Raw genomic sequence first — 18,999 nt, 5'->3', positions numbered from 1 at the left:
ATTCATTAAATTATCTCTTTATACGGGATAACCCTAATGTAATCAAGGGGGGGGGTGAGCTAAATTGAATTCTATCTATAACCTTTGAAAATAAGAATTTAAGAGGTATTCCATGAACAAGGTCTATAAGTCTATTTGGAATGCGGTGACTCGTAGTTGGACAGCGGTTTCTGAAATTCAGCACACTCATCCTAAAAACTTGAAAACTTCTTTGTTTATAGTGACTTTGCTGTCATTTATTTCTACCCCATCGTTTTCCGCCTATATGTTTAATCAAGATGCTGTTGTGGATGCTCCTCTCGGTCGTTTTGATGACATCATCGTTATACAAGATTCAAACGTGGTTTTTGGACAAGGACTTTTTATTAGCCCTCAAGGGATACAATTCCGAGATGATTCAGAAAATCCAGGAACTCCATCTTTAACGGTATACGGAACCGATCAGCTTGGAAGTAACGTCAGTTTCTATTCAAACAATCCCGCTCTAGGAAATTTCAATACTTATACGAAATTAACTATAAATAAGAACAATGTTGCAGATAATTGGGATTTCGGGTCAGTTAAATTTGAAACATTACAAGTTGGGGGTGGTGACGGGACATTCTCATCAGACTCCGTTATTGTTGCTCAGGGGAACGGATCGGATACTGAGAAGTTCATCATTCAAAACAGTAACGAGCAATGGCAAGACTATCGAGGTTGGCTTCGTATCAGTAATACTAACTTAGACTTAGATTTGTCACAGGATTCTATTTTTGGTCAGGTTGGTTTAAGTGTCGGTTCAGGCGGAGTTGTTTTCGCGAATGAACGCTACATGACTATTGACCGATTTGGTTGGTCTAGGGATAGTCAAGGTCGTGGTATTTTAGATTTGACAAATGTAGATCCTCTAGATTCTGCTTATGATCGTTCTGATCCGTTCCTTCACGTCAATACATTATGGATGGAAGGTGACGGTCAAATTCGTCTGGATCTTTCTCACTATCTCATTCCTGGTTCGGTGATGACTCGAGATTCAATTCTTGACTATCAAAGAGATAATCGAGATGAAAATTTTTGGGTTCTTACCGCGAATGCTATATACGGTAACGGGAAAATCGATATTGTTGATGAAAGTGGAAATATTATCAGTGAGAATGTTGAAAACCCTTCGATTGAAAATGTAGATTTTTTCAATTGGGGCAATCCAAATAATTTGGCTGCCACTGGAGTCTGGGGTTACATTGCACATTTCAATCAGGTAGACGATCCCAATAATGATGAAGACAAAATTGGTGTATATGTTGATTATGAATTAATGTCATTAGAATTAAAGGGCACTAATCAGTGGGACCATTCAATAAAAATTAATTTAGTTGATGCAACCAAACGTGATTTGTATATACCTGTCAGTGGTACCGGCATTATTGATATCGATTCTTCGACAACTGACAATAAATATCTGACCATTTCAAATATCAACAACACATTCTCCGGTCTAGTTAATGTTGGATCTGGGACTATTTTAGAAGTTTTATCCGGGGCTTTAGGTGGTGTTGATGCTGATGGTAAGTTAACGCAAATCGGTACATCGCTGGTTTTAAGAGATAAGTCTACTTTTAATTTAATAGACCAATTTAACGGAGTAACTGCAACATCTCCTCAGGTTTTAACTGCTATTCAACTGTTCGGTTCAAGCTCGGTAAATTTATATCAGGGTACTGAGTTGGATCTTCATTTAGGAACCGAGTCATCTTCCTATCTCGTTAATGAGACAGACAAAAACCAATTTGGCGATAAACAGTTAATTGGTGAAGGGAACCTTACTTTAAGTAGCGGTGAGCTTTTATTCACAAGTTCATCCACATTATTTGAAAATTATTCTGGAGATCTGACCGTTAAGAAAGATTCAACCATGTTGTTCTCTGACAAAGAGGGGGCACAATCTTTCGTACTCAAAAAACTATTCGGTGACGGTACAGCAGAGTTGGCGACAGACACAATTGTTGGTGACTTATCTGACTTTACAGGTCAATTGCTTATTCAAGATAGCCAATCATTGACCTTAGCAGATTCGGCAACTACACAATTAAACATCCATGACCCTCTTGAAATTAATACTTTGACAAATAGCTCAGTTTTAATTTTCGATAGCTTTACACAATTTGATAATGGGTCAATTACTCAAAATCTAAATTTAGATCAAAAAATTGAAAATTATCAATTCATAAATACAAATGGTTTTTTCAATGTGTCGGCGGCAAAGAATCTGACTTTGAAAGGATCTAATATAGAAAGAAATGGTCTAACTGAGTTGGATAATAGTACCTTTATAGATAACGCTTCAGCCCTGTACTACAGCAATTTTAAGGGAAAGGCTTCTGTAAATTTAAACAACATTTCCGGAGAAGGTACTTTAGGTATTTATTTCTCAAGCCCGAGTCAATTGAGAGTGGATAGTGTTGCAACTGGTAACGCATTCACACTAAAGTTTGAAAACGCAAAATTTGAAGTAGGTAATTCTCATATCGGAGACGAAAACAATAAAGTCAATAATCTTTTTGTTGGCAGTGACTCAACTCTCGTGTTGCATGGTGCAAAACAGATGCTCGGCGATCTAACCCTTAGTGATGGCAGCTCGTTGGACTTCACAATAGATAATGGATTCAACCTGTCTGGAGAGTCCGTCAACGTGCTTGATATGAATGGAAATAAAATCAAAACGTCGGTTGATGAAGTTTCTGTTTGGGTTAAAGTTGATCCAAGTGTCGATGTTAGCTCTCCGGATCTTAATCAAAGTTTGATGCAAGTTGTTCGTGATGAAAACAACTCCGGATCTGACCTTATTTTGATCAAAAATATCGATATCACAGATACCTCCATAGAGAAGATTGCATCTACTTTGACACCGCAAGGAGAATTAAAAACAGCAACTGTTACATATGTTGTCGATCAAACAAATATCGCGGACATTACTACAGGCGTCGGTAAAGGTTGGGGTACTGAAGACGATGGCCAAGGTTATATCGGTCTCCGATATAACGACGTTCAACAGGTAGCTATATATGATCAGCAAGTGGCTCAGTTTGAAGCGACTGGTTCGGATGAGCGTGATACGATTCTCACAAAGCTCTCTGATAAAGATCCGAACAGTAAGGGTTCTGTTCATTTTTATGGGAATGGTACCGTTTATCTGAATAGTTCTTATGGTGCGAACGATTATTCAGGATCCACAACAATTGACGGTGGTGTGACAGTTAATGCCATTTCTGAAAAATCGTTAGGAGATTCTGAGATTGTTCAAGTTGGAACAGAGAGTAGTGAAGGTAACCTAGGAATTGCTGCAGTACAAGATATTGGGGCGTTGAGGGTAACCGACAAGAGTACTGTGAGCTTGGGTGAAAAGGCGAATGTTAACATAAAAGGGACGTCAGAAAGTGTTATTAACGGAACTCTGTCTGGCACTGGTAGTTTAACTTTAGCTGGCGGAGTGGCAACCTTTAACCATTCAGACTTATTTAATGAGTTTAGTGGTCAATTTAATGTTTTGAACGATGCCAAAATGACCTTTGTCGGTCAAAATCAACTGACACGTATTTTAGGTGATGGTGAAGTATCAATCAGTAATACAACACAGTCTGTTGCGTTAAAAGATTTGTCGGGGTTTGCAGGTCAATTGCATGTGCAAGACAATACTGTGCTCCGTTTCGACACTGAAACAGATTTACAAGACGGTGATATAAAGTTAACGTTGACAGGTTCCCAGACAGGTAATAAGGTTGTCTTCGATCAATTTATGACAGATACTTCCGGTGTAATTGATAATGGTCTTGTAATTACTAATATTGATCAGTTTGATTTCAATGGCATGAATGGGGTTTTCCAGAATTCAGGCAAGTTAGATCTGAATTTAAAGAATTCAACAATCATTCGAACTTCTCGAAGTGAGCTGGATAACATTACCAAACTTGACTCTAAATCAACCTTAAATTATCAATTTGTTAAAGGAGTGAGTGGCAAACAATCACTTGCAGGTGTCAACGGTGCAGGGTCATTGGGATTGGAATTTAACGAAGTTGTTGATTTAAGCTTAATGGATGGTGAAGATTTCAATGGCCAACTTCGATTTGTGAATGCGGTGTTAGAGGTTGGGCAAAATCATACCCAGAACGACAGCAACTCTATTCTTGCGGCTAAAAATGCCTTGTTTGTTGATACCGGTTCAACTTTAGTGATGAAAGGAGAACAAACTTTAGGACACAATCTGACTTTAGGATCTGGTAGCGCCCTGGATTTTTCACTAAACGATGGAGAAATGGTAACTAATGGTACAGCTGACAATGCGCTACATTTAGCCGACAAAGACATCGTCTTGAGTGATTCAGGTGAAAACGTTCAAGTGTTCGTAAATGTGGATCCCTCAATTAATATTCAAGAAGCTGATACGACCGGTTCTTTAATGGAAGCTGTACGTGTTCAGGATGATGCAAATTTGTCTTTGATCCTGATTGATGGTATCGGTAATGATGCAAAGGATGTGGCTAGCCACATGCAGCTGACACAAAACCGTGATGCTCAATCGGCAGTTGTGACCTATCACGACTTATCAGGAAATACCGTAGCTGATATTTCAACAGGTGTAGGATTGGCTGGTGACGAACATGGCAACATCGGGTTGATGTACGGAAAAGTTACTCAAGTGGCAATATATGGTGGACAAACAGCTGTATTTAATGCAACAGGTGACGTTAATGGCGATTTGATCAGTGCCAAAATTACTAATAGAGATGAGGAAGCAGGTTCTGCGCACTTCACTGGTAAGGGAACGATTGAGCTGACTAATTCGTCAAACGATTACTCTGGAGCAACTACCATTGATGGTGAGGCAACCGTAATCGCCAGTGCTTCAAATGCTTTGGGTCGCTCTACCAACGTTATTGTGGGGTCTGATACTCAGGGAACTTTAGTGGTCAATGCTGATCAAGAACATCTGGGAGGATTACAAGTCAAGGACACCGGTTCTTTGTCTGTAGCAGAAGATAAAGTCTTTACTATCAACAATAGTCACGACAGCAATATTACAGGCGAATTATCGGGTAAGGGCAAAATCAGTTTAGTGAACTCGGAACTGACTTACACTAATGATGTTGAAAAAACGCTCTCTGTCGCTTTTGAAACGCAAGACTACGATAGTAGCTTTATTAAAAAGGGACAGGGAAAGTTGGATTTTGAACAACAATTGACCAACTTGAATTTGAGCCTTCAAGAAGGTAGTTTAGTTCTCGATAACGGTGATTCTTTAACCGGTCTTGAAGTCTCTCAAGGAACCTCAATAGATGTGAACGGTCTAGTGAACCTGGAAGTGTTAGTAGGTACCGGAGCAACGTTTAATATGGCCTTGGACTTCGGTAGCGGTTCTCAAGATGAGCTTGTCGATGGAAAACCGGGACTCAATATTGGTAATGGTACCGGCAGTCATTTCCTCAATGTCACCTCGAAAGATTTGAATAAAGGAGCTGAGGAAAGCATTAAAGTGGTTCACATGGACAGCGGCAATGCTACATTTGCGCTCTCCGGAGGTAAAGAAGCCATCACAAGCGGTGGTTATGATTATCTTCTTAAGTCTTCAGAAGTACCCGACGGTGGTATGGAATACTTCCTCTCGAGTATTGCGGGAGACAAACCGGTCGATCCTACTGAACCCACTCGAAATGTAACGGTGACAGCCGGATCCTACATCGGCATCGCCTATGCAGCTCAGTTGTTCGATTTGTCCTTGCATGACCGAGTCGGTAACCGTGATTGGATCAATCCGATTACCGGTGAAAAACAAACGACATCCTTGTGGATGCATCACACAATGAGCCATGAACGCTTCCGCGATTCAACGGCTCAATTGAGAATGCGTACGACCTCCAATACGACGATGTTGGGTGGTGATCTCGTACAGTTCACAACTGGTGACACGGGACTTGCTTATGCCGGTCTTATGGGCGGTTACGGCAGTATGGATACGAAATCCCGTTCTAAGGTAACTGGTTCACACTCCAAGGCCGATACCGAAGCGTGGGGCGTCGGTGCTTATGCCGGATGGAAAGCCAACTCTGACGGTCAAACGGGACCCTACGTTGACGGTTGGGTGATGTTTACTCATGCCAATAGCGATGTGACCGGTGTGAGCCAACACACTGAAGACGTTAAAGGTCAAGGTCTTTCTGCGTCCTTGGAAGCCGGTTGGGGCTTTAAAGTCGGCAGCGTTGCAACAGCAAACGGTAAGATCGCGAACTTTACTATTGAACCTCATGCGTCTGTCACGTGGTTCGGTATGCAATATGACGAAATCCACAATGATGCGCAGGACGTGAAGTTTGAAGGAGAAAACAACGTTCGTACACGTTTAGGTGCTCGCGCAATTTTGACTCAGGAAGGTAACAACGATTTCAACGCATTTGTTGAAGCCAACTGGGTGCACAATACCCAAGAGTACGGCGCTACGATTTCCGGTCTCACGGTTGACCAAGCGGGTTCCCGTAACCAAGGCGAAGGTCGGATCGGAGTGGATTGGCGTGTAACGGACAGCCTTTCTGTTTGGGGTAGAGTCGGTGCATCGTTCGGCAGCGACAACTACAACGAACGTGAAGGCTCGATCGGAGTTCGTTATCAGTTCTAGTGACAAGTCAGACCTTCAGGATTAAAAGTTCTGGAGGTCGGATTAAGACTTCCTGAAAATTGCCCCTGTTGACAAATATGTTAACAGGGGCAAAATTTCAAAGGTTTAAATCAATTAGAAGCGATATTTAATTCCTAAGCTTCCTGCTCGTTCGCTATAACTTTCATTGCCGAGGTTCACAGAGAATTGACCGTATCCGGTGAAATTCTTATGAATTTCAAACTCAACACCGAGTTTCATCTCAGCTGTGTCATTAGCTCCGGCCTGATGGTCAGTGAGTTCACCGTACTTCGCCCCATAGGCATGTGTATTGTGAACCCAGTTGGCCTCAGCGTAAGGAACAATCGTCGAATTGCCGTTGACAACAGCCGAGGCTCTGACACCTAAGCGAGTGGTGATATTGTCTTTTCCTAAGAATTCAACATCGCCGCTCATTTGCATATCATCAAACTCTGTTCCCCACCAGGTTACCTGAGCTCGAGGTTCGATAAAGACTTCTGAAGCTCCGAAGTGTTCATCGTTGTACCAAGAAAGCGCCCGAATGTTATAACCGGCTTCCAGCGATGCAGAAAGACCGCTCGCTCTGGCCGTTGCCGAATCCATATGATTATCAAATTTGCCTTTCAAATGGCTGTACTGCAACCAACCGTTGACATAAGCACCGGTGCGATCCACAGCAGGATCGTTTTGATGCCAACCGCCGTAAAAGCCGATATTCCAACCTTCGATATCAGCGTTAGCATACGCTTCAACTCGAGAGGATCTGGACTTCAGGTCCTGTGTTCCCCAGCCTGCCATCAAGCCTGCGAAAACGTAACCGTTTCCACTGGTATTGAGTTGTACGATATCGCCCCCGATCTGTGTAACAGAAGTATTGCTGCGCATTGACAATTGTCCGGTTGAATCATGCGAGCGTTCGTGTGAAATCGTTTCTCTCATCCACATCGATGTTTGAGTTTTCTCTCCAGTCAAAGGATTGATATATGGACGAGTACCCTGTCGGTCGTGGATGGAGAGGTCAAACATTTGAGAAGCAGCGGCAAAACCGATGAATGCGCCTGTATTGACAGACACATTGCGATCGGTCCATGTGCTCTCTTCATCGGCATAAGAAGTCAAAATATAATCCGCACCGAAATCAAGATTGCCGCCTTCACTGTCATGACGAACCAAGCGGTAAGAGTAGCCGCCCGCCTCAATACTGCCGCCGTAAAGCGTCGGATTAAAGTCGGCATCGTCTCCAACTTCCATCAACGCCAAGCGTTCGAGTTTACCGCTGTCAACGCTGTTGATGTTATTGACTTTCAAAACCGCATCTCCGGTGGCTGTGCCGCGAATAACTAAAAGATCACTCTTTTCACCATAGGTGGCATCCACTCGCTCGTTTGTTTTTGAGGTATTTTCTTTTGTTTCTTCAACAAGATCTTCCTCTACACCGGTTGGAGTGTTATCACCCAAATAGACATCAAAGACAATCGTGCCGTTTCCGGTCCAATTACCTCGGATGAATCGAGTGGCAAAGTCTGTTTCACCGGTTGCATCTTCACCAACGAAAACAGTTCCTTGGTTAGTAAAAGTACCCCGACCATTGTTAAGACGCATGTTGCCGGACAATCGGAAAGCTTCGGCCGTCTCAGTTAAGGTAAAGTTCTTGAGATTTAAAGCTGAGCCGGCACTATTCCAATTGGCAAAAGTTAAACCACCCTTCGTGACAGTAACGGACGTAGAGCCGTCATTGAATTGTTGAAGGCCTAACTCAAGGGTACCGGCTCCATCTTTAATGACTTGGCCGTTTACGATGGAGCCACTCGTAAAGCTCTTATCCTCCTCAATTGAGAAAACCCATGCATCAGCATCAGACTGCATGTGTAGGGTTCCCTGCATTTGACTCAAGTCAGTCGTATCCTTGACGAGAACCTGTCCCGTTGTATTAAACACACTGTCTGCTTTACCGATCAGAACACCGTCCAGATGTGTTTGTGTTTCTGAGCTTTCGACTGACAGGGTTAAAACAGAGTCATCATGAAGATGCAATGTGGCGCCTTCTGCTACCAAAAGACCGGTAATGGTCTGATTGACAGCTTCGCGGATTTCAGCCGTTGCATTTTTCTCTAACTGCAAACCGGCAGCAGAAGAACCCCCGACTTCTCCGCCCAAGGCTCCGTCATGCGCAACGATTAAATTGGCATTTTCGTGAACTATGACGTCACCGGCAAAGTCAGTTGCGTCGCCGGTGAGTGCAATCGTTCCTTGCGTAATATTGAGATTGACTTGATCATTTTTAGACTCAATCCATTGATTGATCGTCACTGTTTCGTTCGGTTGACTAAAGAGATTAATTGAAGTCTGATCAAGTCGGATCCCTTCAACGCGTTGACCAACGTAAAGACCGGTCTCATCGGCAATGGTAGACCAACCGCCGATCAAATCCGCCAGATGCGTACCAGAGTCCTTTTCGTAAAGGGCAATGGTAATTTCTTCCCCTAAAAGAGCACCGTTTTCATCTTTAAGGGATACGCGATTGCCTATGTCAACGCTACCGTCTACGATTTGGAAGAATTTACTTTCATAAGCTTGGGCATTACTGTTGACAACAGAAGCAAAGTCGTAGCCGTTTTCTTCATCAATCGTGTCAATTGCACCGTGCAGAGAGGTTTCTGCCGTGAAATCGCTCTTATTGATTTTAATGGTAGAACCGGACTGTGCGGTGAAGATTCCATTATCGTCAACGTGGAGCAAATTGGAACTTGATCCGTAGTTGTTGTCAGGCGTACCAATTTGACTTAAGTCCAAAGTTGAAGAGGCATCTAAAGTCAAGCCTAAAACGGATGTCTCGCCCATGACACGGAAGACACTGTCAGCACCGGCTTCCAACCTAACTTGTTGAGCCAATTCATGATTGAAGCGGTAGGTTTCTCCTGAATCCGTACCGAAAGTAAAGACCCCGTTGATTAAACTAAAGGTACCGGAAAAGTCGATATTTTGTCTTTCACCACCGGCAAAAATAACCTCATGCAAATGACCGGGAGAGGTTTCTCCATCATGCAAAAGATGAACTTCTAATTTGCCATTACCAGACAAACTGGAGATTCGTCCGATTACCGCTTCGTCTGTTTCAACATCTTCAACCGTAAGGTCATAATGCAGAACCCCATTTTCATTAATGGTGATATCAGACTCGGTTGCAGCATTAAAAGAGGAGCCTGAAGTTCTGACGTGGAGGGCAGACTCGGGGCTGTCCTGGTTATTGTCACCGATCGTAACGGTTCCTAATGTAGACATCGAACTAGAGATGGCCGATTCATCTTTTTCAATGATGATTAAGGAGCCATCTTTGATGTTTAGCGTAAGACGTTCGTCAAGCCCTGCGGCAGTCTTAAACATGTCATTGGTGATGGTTCCTTTGACATTACTGATATTGAGTGTTGAATCCGGAGCGGAAACAATCAGGTCTGAAACAAGCAGGGGAGTGTCTTCTTCAATACTTCCGCTTCCTTGAATGGAGAATGTTCCGCCGTTTAATCGAATACTGTCCTTCAGTTCTGTTTGGTAAAGGGTAGTAACAAGCTCAGCACCTTCATTGATTTGAAGAGCGGTCTTGCCGGAATCTGAGTGGACAAGTCCATTTAAGGTACTTTGACCCTTATTGAGAATTTGCGTGTTATCAAGATAAACATCGGCACCGGATAACACATTGAGATTACCGAAATTATTTTCTTGGGAAAGTTTGACCGCTCCGTTTACTTCTACGGTTCCCGTTCCATTGATAAGTTCAATATCCAACGTTGAAGTGTTTTGATTTTCAGCCGATGAAGGATCATAACTTCCAACTAACGAGAGAGTTTTACCCTCATCAATCGCTAAAGTTTTGGCATGACTGTTAACTGCTATCGAGTCTTCTGTCGTGACGAGTTTAAGATCGTAGGTAAGCGTACCGATTTCACTTCCGGCTATGGATAGACGGGATGAAAGATCGTTTAAGCTATCTTTGCCATTAACCTTAAGGGACAAATCTGCCGTTTCAAATGAGCCGCTAGAACCTAAAATTTTGGTGTTAACGCCGTCAGAAGCATCGACATTGAGCAATTGATTGGTGTTGGCTAGGGTAACATCCTGATCAGCGTCAATTACAAACTGTGTATTGTTCAGTTCGGCGCTTTGAATTTGAAGTACGGTACTGTTTAACGTCGGATTAAACAATTCGACCGTACCCATCTTAATAGCCGAGTCACTGGCTGAAGTAAGATTATTCAGAGAAACCGTGCCGTTTAAGGGGGCAAGGTCAAACGTGGCATGTGACAATGAAACACTTGATTGCGAGTTCCAATGGGCGCTGGTGTCAGACATTGTCAACGAATGATCTGTAACTTGATACAGACCGCTGAAATTGCTGTTATCGCCCAATTGCGTATCGGTGTTGATAAGGGCGGTACCTGATCCTCTCAGATGGTTCAAATTAAAGGGTGTACCATCTTGCCCATCAAATTGAACAACAGCTCCGTTTCGTATTGTCAAATGACTGCCGTCAGAAGCCAGAAACTTATTGAGCGTTCCTGAAGCATCGTCAAAAACGGCACTACCTGAAACAATAGCAAGATTACTTTGTTTAGCTCCTTCCATAATTGCAACAGTCGAACCTTTGGCAAAATGCGACTGATAATTGTCATTCCCCACAAGATACAAACTGTTGTTGGCCAGAGTAACGACAGATCCGTCAAGAGCCTCAATTTTGGCTAAACGTTGAGTGCCAAGATTGCTTTCGATATTATCGCCCAACGTCAAGGCAGCATTGTGTCTAAGATAAACTGAGACCAGCTTGTTAGGATCCGTTTCAGTGTTATTATCACCGGCCCCTAGGGTGTAGGCAGCGGAAGCAATTAAATGCGAATTTTCCTTAACGACCACATTACCGCTGAAGGTATTGTTAATGTGGCTCATTCGGATTGCAGTACTTTCATTATTGTCCAGTGTTGAATCAATATAAATCGTACCCTTACCCGTTACTAAGGCACTGAGTGTATTGGTTTCGTCAGTGGGATTGTCTCGATTAGCAGAAATTATTAACCCTGCCTCAGGATGCTCTTTAATTTGCTTTAAATCAATTTGAGTCAGTTGGTAGCCGATTGCCACCCCCTTGGTTGGGTTATCCTTGTCAGAGCTGGTCACAATGTTCGCATCATAACCCCAATGACCGACGGCGACATCGTATTTTTGATTATCGCTGTCACTATACTGAAACACCTTAAGGCTTTCACCTTTATCAATAGGATTGCCATTTTCGTCAACTAAATGGATTTCAGAATTGACTGCACCGCCTTCGCCAGTTCCTAAAATTTGGTCTGCAACCAAAATAAATCTGTCACTATATGTATCATCGGCATCAAGTATATTGACATCATTTTCAGGAGCTTGCTCATCAGCACCGGTTAACCAGTTTTGAGGATTAATTTTTATATAGCCTGCTGCATTGACTTGCAAAGTATTAACGTGCATGGCGGGTTGGTCATAGTCGCCCGTATAGTCAGTCAAGTCAATTGTGCCGCCTCCGACATACTCTCCTGTTTCCCTTTGAATGGAATCAAAAATGAATGTTCCAGAATCAGGTCCAGATACATTTAATTGGCCTGAGATTTTAAAAACACCTTGGTGAGCGACACCAAATGAGGCTGTTGAACCGGTAAAACCAGTGTCATTGACATCGAAAGTATAAGTGCCACGCGACAAAAGGATTTCACCATTAAATCCTGTTAAATCCAAAGTATTGTCAGAAGCAAAATCCAACGTGCCAACATTGTTTTCAGTGCCAACTAAAAGTTGTAAAACGCCATTTCCGGTAGCCTTGAAATTGCCTAAAGTCAGGGCATTGTTTTCAGCCGTGGAGTCGGCAATAATTAAACGACCGCCGATGTTATAACTTTCTGAAGACAAAGAATCAAAATTGGTTGTAGCCAGAACTGCATCGTTGTTAATGGTGGTCGTTAAGTTATCGAGCTGCCTATCTGATGAACCTAAAAGTACAAATCCACTGTTAACAACGAATTGTCCGCCGGAAACTGTATTACCAAATACAGTTGGGGCGCCGGCTTCACTCGATCCGGATACTTTCAGTGTGCCATCTTTATCGACGGTAAAAATTCCGCCCACTTGTGTTTGGTTAAGGTGTAAAACGGCATTGTCAGAAATTTCCCAGCTTCCGTTATAGTCTTTGCCAAGATTACCGTTGATCAATAACTCGTCAGCGTCGCCCTTTTGAACGATCACTTTGGCTGAAGGGGAGTTTTCTGCTGAACTCAGTTTCGTCTTTAATTCTTCAGCATCAGCAGTAAGAGTTAAACTCGCATCGGTAATATCAAAGGTCCCATCAAAGTCTGAATTTGTAGAGAATTGATATTGTCCCTTCAATAATTCAACTGTTCCGGATTGGGTTCTGTCATTCTGATCTTTAGTGAGAGCTGTCAAACTTACAAGTGTGTCGGTGCTTTCAGATAATGCAAGAACGGAACCGTTATTTAACAGTAGGGAACCATTAAAACCGTTTAACAGAGAAGCGGCAAAATGACTGGATACATTCGTATTACCATCTAAACGCAGAGTTCCGGTGCCCTTCATTTCAAGTTTAGCATCGGTTCCGAGCTCATTGAGGTTATCGCTGGTCGACAATCCTGTCAGCGTTAATTCAGCTTGATCATTGATCGTGAGTTGACCGCCATGAACAGCATCAAGGTGTAATGCCTGATTTGAATTAATGAGTAATGCTGAATTTGAATCAGTCAGTTGAATTTTGCTACCGACATCGGCACCAGACAAGGTCAGTGAAGAGGACTCAGCAACGTTAAATATTCCTTCGTAATCGCTACTGTCAGAAGCTTTAATTGTTACATCATTTTTGATATTAATGCGACCCGCTCCACTGAGCTCTATATTATCGAGATCGGTGGCGTTGTTGTCAGATTCAGCAGTTAGTGTTAAATCAGCTGTTTCATCAAGAGCTAATTTTGTTAACTGAAAACCAATACCCAGTTGCCATTCATTGTTGGCCTGGTTACTTGAATACAACCCCTGTTGATACGTTCCAGTAACACCTTCTTGAAGGGTAAGGCTGATACGACCTTCTGGCGTGATTGTTGTGTCACCTGCAACAATATGGAAACTGTTATTGGTAATATCAGCAGATGAGGCAGTGATCAGGATGTGATTCCAACCTTCATCTTGAGCCAGGAGATTGATTTTTTGGGTATCCGCAAAACCGCGATTGTCGTCTACTTGAACGTGAACCCCATTTCCGGCTGTCAAGTTACCAGTAACATTAAGAACAGAATCACCCTTTAGGGTTAAGCGGGCTTCAGATCCTTCTTGAGAAGAACCGAACTCTAAAGAAGACAGTGTTGTTGAATTTTGTACGACTAATTCAGATCCGGTTTGAACAAACGAACCGTATTGATGTTGATCTTTAGTGAGTGTGAAAACAGAATTACCGGTCAATGACAAGATGCCGTTAAAAAGTACATTACCGGTGTCAGCTAAATTAATCTCTGTATCAGTTAATTGGTAGCGATTAAGATCTAAAGTTCCGTTACCTGTGAAGGAAACGACGTCAGCAAATTGTTGCAATGCTCCAAACTCGGTTCCATTTATAAGGTGAAGTTCCGCCCCACCGTTGATATGAATGTTTTTAACAGCTTTTTTCGAAGATGTCTGAGCATTTACTGTGACATCTGCGCTCTCTTGAAGGATCCAATTGGAAGAGGAACCATCGATACTGTTATCAAATGCACCGTCATAATTACTACCAAAAATGATTTTACTATCTTGTACAGAGAAAGTAGCCTGATCATTTACAGCATTGCTGTCAGCAATTTCATACGAATTTTTACCAAGTTTAATTTGGCCGGCAAAAAGACTGAAGTCCGCTCCTTGGACGTTAGGTATAGAGCTCAATACCGCGCTGGCTTCATCTCTAAAAGTTATGGTGTCTCCAATAGCTCCAATAAATGATGCGTTTTGAAGTTTGCCCGTTGAAATAGTCAAAGAGGAGGGGAGATTATCACCTGATACAAGATCGACAGAACCGGTAAAAGCATTGTTAAAAGTATTGGACGCATTTTCAACCGTGAGATTAGTAGAATCCAATACTAATGTGCCGCTACCTTGAAGACCAGTCTTTTCTCCAAGATAGTTGCCTTTTTGAGCATCAATTGACCCAGTAAGAGAAACAACGTTATCGTCTGTTATCTTTAATTGTGAATCGGGAGAACTAAGGTAAATTGTATGTTCATCTTGATCTGTCGCTAAACCACCGACAATAATCTGTGAATTTGTGCTAAAGGAACTGTTCTGTCCAAGCAGTTGCAAAGATGGACTCGATGTTGTTTCTTTTGAATCCCGATTGACATTTACTTGGACCCCGTCGTATACGGCCAGAGCTCCGTTAAAATTCAAGGACCCGTTAATTGAAACAATGCCTAAGTTTTTAGGATCGTTTTCAGAAGCCTTTAAAGTCAAAATACCGCTTCCAGTAACATCAACATCAATTGATTGTCCTGAAGGCTGTCCCTCTTCGACTAAAACAGTATATTGCAGCGATTCGTAATTATTTCCTTCAATACCGCCTAATAATTCCAGTTGAGATAATTCATAGTCAACTGACAACTTTTGATTTGCTACAACCGGAGAAATGTTCCAATAATATTTGGCGATTTCACCATTACCTTCATTCAAAATACTTGTAAAAGAGGAATCGGTGATTGCGAAATCGCTATTTGATAAATCTTTTACAGTGCTATTGTCAAACGACAGCAAAACCTGATTCTGCTGATTCTGTAATTCAAATAGGTTAGAGTCGGCATCAAAAATTTGATTCATCTCTAAACCGATATAGTTACTGTTAGCGGCTGTATAAAGTTGACGCACACGATAGGGATAATCAGAACTTAAATTAAAGTTGACTGATGAAAAGTCAATAACTGCACCTTCCGTTCCCCATCCGAATCGGCCGAGAGTAATGTATGAATTACTCCCTGTGTTGTCGAGCAAAACTGTAGTGTTAGTGCCGGCAAGGAAACCTGCTGAATATAAAGCGTAATTCCATCCGGACACTTCAGCGGGATCAAATATTCTGTCAACCTGGTTCTTATCTAAATTTATTGTTCCGTTGTTGAGCTGGAACATCCCTGCAAATCGTTGTTGATCCTCAGATAATTTTTCTATACCGAAGACATATTGGTCCGCAATAGAAAATTCTTTTCCATTTGCATCTATATATAAATAACCATACCCATCCGAACTCGAAATATGAAATGGATTAGATGTTTCAGCATTTGAACTTAATAATTGAAGATTATTAATTCGTAAGACACCGATGGAATCAAGATAGGCTTTTTGACCATGAATTCTGACAATTGAACCTAAAAGATTGTTGTAAAAGTCTGACTTTCCTTCGGCGTCGACAGTAAGTTCGCCGCCAATTTGTATGGTTGTTGAGCGAACATTATTCATTTTCAGGCCGGTAGCGTATTGAACATTGGCATGAGCTTGACTGGACCCAATTGTTACCTGACCCGCAACGTTATCTATTTCACCGGAAACATCACCGCCGTAAGAATAGTTAAAAGTCACATCGGTGTCATAAAGATTAGGAGTAGTGTTATCCTTCAGACCTTCAAATAATAGGCTGTAAGCGGTGACTTTAGCCTCATCACCATATGCATTGACATTATTTAGTACCAGAGAGTGTGCATTTAAAGTTCCATTAAAATTGCTGTTATCACCGTTGATACGCAGTGTGCCTCCATGATAGTCTGTTACAGAATCGTAATCTACAGCATTAATAACAGAATTTTCATCTAACTGTAGGATATTATCCCCGTAAAAATAACTGCTTGTCTCAGTTGTCGCTTCAGGTTTATCGTCTGATATTCTGGTACCGACCCCAAATATATTAATCGTTACGTAGTTTCCTTTAATAGAGCCACCGTTAATTTGTAGGTGCCCCCCCCCCATTTTGATCTTTGTTCAGGGTTAAAGTGGCTCCATCTTTAAGAATAAAGGAGTTCTTGTTACCTTTAATTGAAACACCTGTCAGTGACAAATCTTGATTAATTAAATATGAGTCACCATCAATAAGCTGATTCCAATTGATTGATTCATCCGGATAGATGTGTTCTGCAGCAAGCGTTATTTCTGACCCGGACAAAATCAGGGATGCAAGAGCGGCACTGATAACCATACTTGATGAACGTGATTTTTTACCTAAAGTTTTTTGTGCCTCAGATACAGCCGTATAGCTTTGAGTGACAGCATTCCAAATCGATTTGTAGATTTTGTTCATAGTCAGAAGCTTAAGAAAACAATATTAATAGGGAAATATGACGGACCAATTATGCCATTACAACAATTTTGTTAACGATCAATTTTGTAATTTTCTAAGTAATCAATATAAATGTTTATTCAAATTTTCATTTCAAATTGATTTTTATTTAAATTTTGTTATTAATCAGAAGGTTAAATTAAACAGCAATTGAGTTATTTCGTATTTACTGTTCTGAACTCAGGGAATTCTCTAAGGTTTCTTCGAAGAAAAAGGGTAATACTTGAAAGACATGTCACTGATGGGGTTATCCATGAACAGAATTTATAAATCCATTTGGAATCAGGTTACTCAGTCGTTCACTGCCGTTTCTGAGGTTCAACACACAAAAGGCAAAAAATCCCGCACTATCTCTCTATCCGGAGTCTTGTTTGCCACATTATTGCCGTTTAGCCTCTTAACCCATGCAGCCACCATAGATTCATCCTATACAGATGGTATTGTGTTCGGTCTTGATCAATCCGTTACTTACTCTGATCCCTTATCCATAAGTAATAGCGATAAGAATCTGAATATTAATTTTGATTTCAATCAGGTAAGACGCTTTGATACCGAGATTGACCTATCTTTGATTGAACAATCTCAGGGATTTAATCAAAAATTTTTAACTCTGACTAATTTTTCTTATCCTAATGATTTCACTGGTGAGAACATTTCGATTACGGATAGTTTGAGCCGTGACTTCATGCAAAATGTGTATCAGGACAACGGTACTGATCCTGTTGCGCAGGGTATATACATATTAGGAGACGGGGCCTATAAACTTCAAAATCTCAATAAAAATATTTTGGGAGATCCCACTGTCGGAACGACCGGTATAACAGTGTCTTTACCTTCACAAACAGGTACGTCCACAGAGGTGAACGTTGAAGTTTTATCTATGCTAGTCGGACTTTCGCTTCAGTCCGGGCAAGAATTGACGTTGGATATCGATGGAGATCAGTCTTTTTATGCAAAATTGTTAGGCAAGGGCTCTGTTAATTACCAAGGCCGTGATAAGAGCAAAGATAAACTGACAATCACCGATCTGAATTATGGTGATCTTTTCCAAGGATCAACCACATTTTTCCCACACACTGATTACGTAGGTTCAACCACTTTTGAGAATGTTACCGCCCTTATTCAATCAAGTTCTGGTTTGGGCGGAACATCATCGCTTGAGTTGATTAATTCAGATGTTCGCAAAGACGACTCAATCCTTGTACAAGGAGATATTCGGATTGATGAAAACTCCACCATCGCTTCCTTAACCGAAACGAAATCCGTTGAACTTCAGGGGCAGAGGATTTTTGTTCATAACGCTGAAAGTCTTGATGACAGTGTCAGTGTGAATGTGTCTGGGGATTTTCGATTTGTTTCCGCGACCGGAACCAATCAGGTCGACATTGATGCAAAGACGATTGTTTTAACTCGAGCAGAAAACGGAGATGCTTCCAAGGTAATTTACGATCAAAATGCTGAAATCTCCGCCGATTCGACAATAATTGAGGGCGGTTCATCCCTTACAGTTCACGGTACAGATCAAATCAAAGGCCTGGTGTCGCTTGGCAATACTCAAGATCAGTACAACAGCCTGACGATCAAACAAACACAACCAACTGGCGAACAAGATCAATGGAGCTTGGGTACCGAAACAACTTTCAGCTCCACAGATAATCAGTCAATTATTGTTGTCGAAGGTCTCTCGCCTCATTACCAGTTCACTCTCGAAGATAATGAGGAACAGTGGAAGAATTACCAAGGTTGGATTCACGTTACTAATAGTCGCTTCACTGTAGAAAATTCAGCAAGCTCTATTTTTAATCGTAATGAAAACTCGGTGGGCTTAAGCGTCGGCCACGGGGGCATTATTCATATTACCGATAAGACAACAATCGACCGCTTGGCCTGGGCTAATGATATCTCTTCCGGTGAAGTGGGCGGTATTTTAGATTTAACTCATTTCGAACCCGAGAACTCTGACACATAAAACCCCGTATTAACC

4 protein-coding genes are annotated in these 18,999 nt (G+C 41.8%); 2 read left to right on the top strand and 2 right to left on the bottom strand.

Features of this window, described 5'->3' with window-relative positions:
- Positions 1–112 precede the first annotated feature (112 nt).
- Positions 113–6,649 (top strand): autotransporter outer membrane beta-barrel domain-containing protein, encoded by a 6,537-nt coding sequence (locus H5985_RS03390; protein ID WP_205049958.1) that lies wholly within the window; start codon positions 113–115, stop codon positions 6,647–6,649.
- 114 nt (positions 6,650–6,763) lie between these two features.
- Here the strand turns inward: H5985_RS03390 and H5985_RS03385 are convergent, their stop codons facing one another.
- Both H5985_RS03385 and H5985_RS03380 read right to left on the bottom strand, forming a co-directional pair.
- A complete protein-coding gene (locus H5985_RS03385) occupies positions 6,764–16,648 on the bottom strand; it encodes an autotransporter outer membrane beta-barrel domain-containing protein (RefSeq protein ID WP_205049913.1) in 9,885 nt (3,294 codons plus the stop codon).
- Complete coding sequence (locus H5985_RS03380) at positions 16,623–16,976, bottom strand: ESPR domain-containing protein (protein WP_205049912.1); 354 nt, start codon at positions 16,974–16,976, stop codon at positions 16,623–16,625. Before H5985_RS03380 ends, H5985_RS03385 begins: the two co-directional genes overlap by 26 nt.
- Positions 16,977–17,268: 292 nt before the next feature.
- Between H5985_RS03380 and H5985_RS03375 the strand changes: the two genes are divergently transcribed.
- Positions 17,269–18,984 carry an ESPR domain-containing protein gene (locus H5985_RS03375; RefSeq protein WP_205049911.1) on the top strand — a complete coding sequence of 572 codons (1,716 nt, stop codon included), beginning with the start codon at positions 17,269–17,271 and terminating at the stop codon, positions 18,982–18,984.
- Positions 18,985–18,999: the final 15 nt, after the last annotated feature.

This window comes from Parasutterella secunda (genome assembly GCF_016901835.1).
In the GTDB taxonomy this organism is placed as follows: Bacteria; Pseudomonadota; Gammaproteobacteria; order Burkholderiales; family Burkholderiaceae_F; genus Aphodousia; species Aphodousia faecavium.
Note: the sequence above shows the minus strand (reverse complement) of the source record. Positions and strands in the feature narration are given on the sequence as shown.